Below are 4,723 nucleotides of genomic sequence, written 5' to 3' on the forward strand. Positions count from 1 at the left end.
AACTAGCGGAGATGGACAATATGTGGACGATTAGGGCAGAAGTACCCAAGCTAGAAACTGTTGGGATGTATCATACAGCTCTAATTGGACAACCGAAAGTACGGGAAGATATAATTGGAATTTTGCAAAGTTCTGATGAATAAAAACTCTATTTCTATTATAAACAGATCGTTGTTAATTTCGCTTTCTTTGACAGCGTCCTTTATGTGTTTATTTGTCTTTGGACTGCATCTAGCACGGATTGCTTATCTTTACGCTTTTGGCGAGCCATATGAAATGGGTTGGCTATTGCTCTACTCTATGGGGAAAATAACAGGCTTTATTTTCGGTTCCATGGGGACACTTTTATTTGGTATATTGGTTATGTATTTTGACAAGAAAAGACTACTTAAAATCTCTAAAGGACCATATCCCACGATTAAAATTTTTCTGACCTCTTACCTATTTTTTATTTTGGAGCTGTTTATTTTGTTGGTGATAATTAATACTTTAATACCCCCCTGCCCCAACTGCTACAAGTAATTAAAAAAGGGACTACCCCGAATCGGGGTAGTCCCTTTTTGTAATTTATGCTATTATTCTCTCCACATCGTCTATCGGGAAGGGCTTTTCAAACCAAAAAGGAGGCGGGGAAATGAATGTTAGTGTAGTGCAGGTTGGGGAGATTATTAAGCTATTTCGCGACGACGCGGACATCTCCTGGGAGCTTTTTTGCGGAGAGGAGAATCTTTCTGGTGAAGTTGTTGGCGAAGTTGCCCAAAAGGTGGGAGTTCCTCCGAGAGCGGTGTTGTTGGTATTTAAGTATGGGCATCTGCCCCCGAAAAAGTTGGCGCGGGCGTTTTCGCTGATTGGTCCCAGAACTTCGCCTGAAAAGGTGGAGAGTATTATGCGAAGGATTTCTCCCCAGTCGTGGGATTGGGATTGGGGTACGGGCAAGTAGAATAGATTTGGCGCGCAACTCCGCTGGCGCAAGGAAAGAAGTTTTTTCCTGCCCCAGCGGATTTTTATTTGTGGGATCCGCACCCCTAAAATTCCAAACGCTGTTCCTCCGCCCTTTCCGCTATTCCGCCTTGAAGGTGGGGCAACAATAAAGGTGTAGCAACAAACTTTTATATGGGGAATTCAAATTCTTTCCAAGGATTGTTGTTTTTAGACCACAAAGTCTTTACTTCTTTTATGTACTCAAAACCTTTCCCCTTTTTGCCTTTTTTAATCTCGCTAATGTACCCTCTACAAGCAATGTTAAAAGCCGCTTGAATATCTGCGTCTGTTACATAACCACAAAAGGGGCATCTATAAATATAACTGTTGCCGCGATTATGCAATTTTTGCTCTAAATTGCTTTCGGGAAGTAAAACTTCTGATATTGGTGGTCTTGCATAATCTTTTATCCAGCCCAAGGCAACTTTTCCTTTCACTTCTAGCTTATTGCTTTTGCTATCGTTGTCTGTACTTTTTCTCACAAATCCGCTCACTTTCGTGTTGTTTATATCTACAACAACCTTCCCCCCTTCTTTTGAAAAGGAGTATTTTTTATCTAAATCCAACTCAAAAGGTGTTCTAAAACATTTGATGCAGGTGTAGCTTGTAGCATACGAGGAGATATGGTTACCCATTAATTTGCTTCTTTCCCCCCATACTGCTTTTACAACAGCACGGTCTGCCCCGTTCTCTGGATAAACATCCGACACTTTCAATGACCTATAAATTTTAGCTATTTTGTTTCCCCCTGTTTCAAAATTGCTTATAGATATCTCATAAATTATTTTTGCGTTGTATTTTAAAGCCAAATTATGTATTTGGTTTCTTAAAGAGTGTATTGCCATTTCCCGCACGCGGGCAATTTTTGTGGACGGGTTTGCAAAGGTTGCCGCTTTTTGCCTTTCTTTAAAAGACTGTATATGCGTTCTTATTTTACGAAGGGCTGGATCAGTAATAAAACCCTTTTCAAGAATCTTAATTTTGTTATCGTCTACTTTCATTGCAACATAGGCAACACCAAATTCCCCCACATCCAAACCTAAATAAGCTGTCCTGTTTTCAATTTCTTCTGCTCGCTGTTTCCGCTGTTTCTGATTTGCAACAGGTTTTAAATCAAAAGGCATTGAATAATACACTTTTTGGTCGTTTTCCTCTTTTTCAAAAACGGGTTTCATTTTCTCTTTATCCCATAAAATTTTCCATTTTTCCTCAAGTATTAGGCAGGGTTCGCTCAACTCAATATCCATAGAATTCCACTTTTTAGTTTTGCAAAAAAGCCTGTTTAAAAATTGGATTTGATATTTTGAGGTTTTTATATGCCAAATAAAATCAGGAGAAACATATTCCCCTTTTGCGGAAGTAACATTTTTTTTACCCACAATTTTAAGACATTTTATTTTGCTTTCTCGTTTAGGTTCCTCTCCCCTTATTAACACACCCCATTTGCGAGAAAAGTCTTGCGTTTCTTCTTTTTTATCCTCTTGAATACAAAGCAAAGGAAACTTCTTTTCGCTGGCAATTGTCTGTATAACATATCTAACAACAAAGGTTTCTCTAGTGTATAAAGTTACAAAACCTTTAATCTCACTTGCTATAAAACTGAAAATAACTTTGTTTAAAGAGTAGCCTTCTAACTCACCTCCAAACCTTTTTATAAAAGCGGACGCCTTTGGGAAAAGAGGCATATCATAACGAGAAAAATCTACTTTAAGAGATTTATTAAGAGTTAAAAGCCACCCCAAAGTAAATTTATACACTTCCACAAAGTCTGCCACCTCGTTTGGGTTAAGGGTTTTCCAATCTAAATCAATCTTGTACTTATCAATAAGGTAGCGAAATGTTTCTGGTGGGTTAGATATTTCTATAGGTAATTCTTTGTTGTTTATGCTCTTTTCTCTTGGATGTTTGTAGAAAACCTCGTTGAATTTTGGCAGGTTGCCATTATTATATTTTTTGAGTATTTGTTCGGTAATTTGGTTAAACTTATTATAATTAAACGCCCTGCTCTTATATTTTTTATTAAGCTTTTCAAGCTGTTTTTTTACATATTCTTCTGTTATTAAGGAAAAATCTTGTTCCTTTGTGGTTTCAAGTTTCTCTAGTATATCTGCAAGGATTTTTAATCCGATATCTATTGCGGGTAGAGAAGAGTTAACAATTTTTTGATATCTTTCTTTTTTAGCATCGCCAAAAAATCTTGACATATTGTGCAGTTTTTTGTACAGAGCATTGTACTTTTTGCTAACATCCTTATCCTCTTTTTTCTCTTTCTCTGTTTGGATGCTTTTTTGATAAGCGGTGTTTAGCAAACCTTTAAAATCTGCCAACAAGAATTGATAAAGTTCAAAATCGTCAATTGCGATTTTATCCCCAACAAGCAGGGTTTCCAAAAGTTTAAGCAAAACTACCCTTTGCTCGGTTAAATCTCCTTTCATAGTTTTTGTAAAAGGATCGTCTTTAATTACTTCTATTTTTTCAATATCTTTCCGCAAAGTTTTTAAAGCTTCTCTGTGCTCTTCTAAATCCTCTTTGATTTTTTCCAACTGCCCCCTATAGTTTGAGAACCACGATTTAAGCTTTCCTCCTATAACCATTCTATAATCCGCCCAAGAATTAGAAAGTTTGGGCAAACCCAATTCTTTTGCCCTCCTACTCAAAAACTTTAACCGTTCTTCCAACGCCTCTTTTTTGTCGGACCATTTTGGACACATTTCTACAACGGTATCTACAAGATTTTTTACTTCGCCTTTATAGAGTATTGCAAAAACCTCGTTAAAATAATTGGAAAAAGCCGAAAAATTGTTATCTAATCCTAGCAAACTTTCTGGGTTATCCTCGATATTCTGCACTCGTTCAAGGCATTTGTCTAAAGACAAATTAGGGTTGAATTCCAAAGAAGGGTTTATATAAAAGGTAAATTTTGGTGAAAGTTTAACACCTTCGGAAAAGGAGGATATTTTAATATTGAACTCCTTTTCCCAGTAAAGCCTTTGCTCTTTTGACGGAATACTTTTTCCTTTAACAATAAGAGCCTGGCTCCATCTGTCCACACAGGCAAGGACATCTGTATTATCCCAAAATTCCTCTTTAAAACATTTCAAAAAGCGGTTTCGCAGGCTTTTGTGGGTACTTAAAGAACGAATTCCTGTATTAAGAATAATTGTAGCTATAACTTTTTCTCTATCTAGCTTGCTTTTTAATTTAAAATCTATCTGCTCAAAGATTTTCTCTGTTGGAAGTATATCTCTTTCCAATTTGCGTACTAAATTTATTAGTAAGTTACTTTTGCTTTGCCAAATTACTCCTGCGCGCAAACTGTCTATCCAAAAATCTACGAGACTGTACATATTGGGATTTTTATTGTAGCTGGATATGTTTAGGGGACCTACTAAATGTTCATAATCCCAAACTATTTTTTCTGAAAAAGAATCCAATTCTTCTTGGGTGGGCGGTTTTAGGGGATATTTAATAGAGCGAATGGCGGACTTTCCCGTATATTCCAACCGCTTATTATGTAAAGTATACCCTGTTAATTTTTTACTCATTACCTTATACCAATAAAATCGGAAAAGGGTAGAAGGCAAAAGTCTTTCGACTGGAAACCCTTTATCCCCGATACTTTCGGAGAACTATTGCTGATGAAATGCCTTTATCCCCGATACTTTCGGAGTATTGGTAAGCGTCTGTGGCCTTTATCCCCGATACTTTCGGAGTTGTATCTCTAGCTGACTGCCTTTATCCC

General features: G+C 37.0%; 3 protein-coding genes. 2 read left to right on the forward strand and 1 reads right to left on the reverse strand.

Translation table 11 applies throughout. The features are described from left to right. Window positions 1-135 precede the first annotated feature (135 nt). Window positions 136-522, forward strand: a complete 387-nt coding sequence (locus tag KJ678_03910) for a hypothetical protein (GenBank protein MBU1017277.1) — start codon at window positions 136-138, stop codon at window positions 520-522. Window positions 523-634: 112 nt separating this feature from the next. Then, window positions 635-940 carry a hypothetical protein gene (locus tag KJ678_03915; GenBank protein ID MBU1017278.1) on the forward strand — a complete coding sequence of 102 codons (306 nt, stop codon included), beginning with the start codon at window positions 635-637 and terminating at the stop codon, window positions 938-940. Between the two features lie 169 nt (window positions 941-1,109). Here the strand turns inward: KJ678_03915 and cas12d are convergent, their stop codons facing one another. Then, on the reverse strand, window positions 1,110-4,526 hold the full coding sequence (gene cas12d, locus KJ678_03920) for a type V CRISPR-associated protein Cas12d (GenBank protein ID MBU1017279.1): 3,417 nt from the start codon (window positions 4,524-4,526) through the stop codon (window positions 1,110-1,112). Window positions 4,527-4,723 lie beyond the last annotated feature (197 nt).

It is taken from the genome of Patescibacteria group bacterium, assembly GCA_018817085.1.
GTDB lineage: Bacteria > Patescibacteriota > WWE3 > CG2-30-40-12 > CG2-30-40-12 > CG2-30-40-12.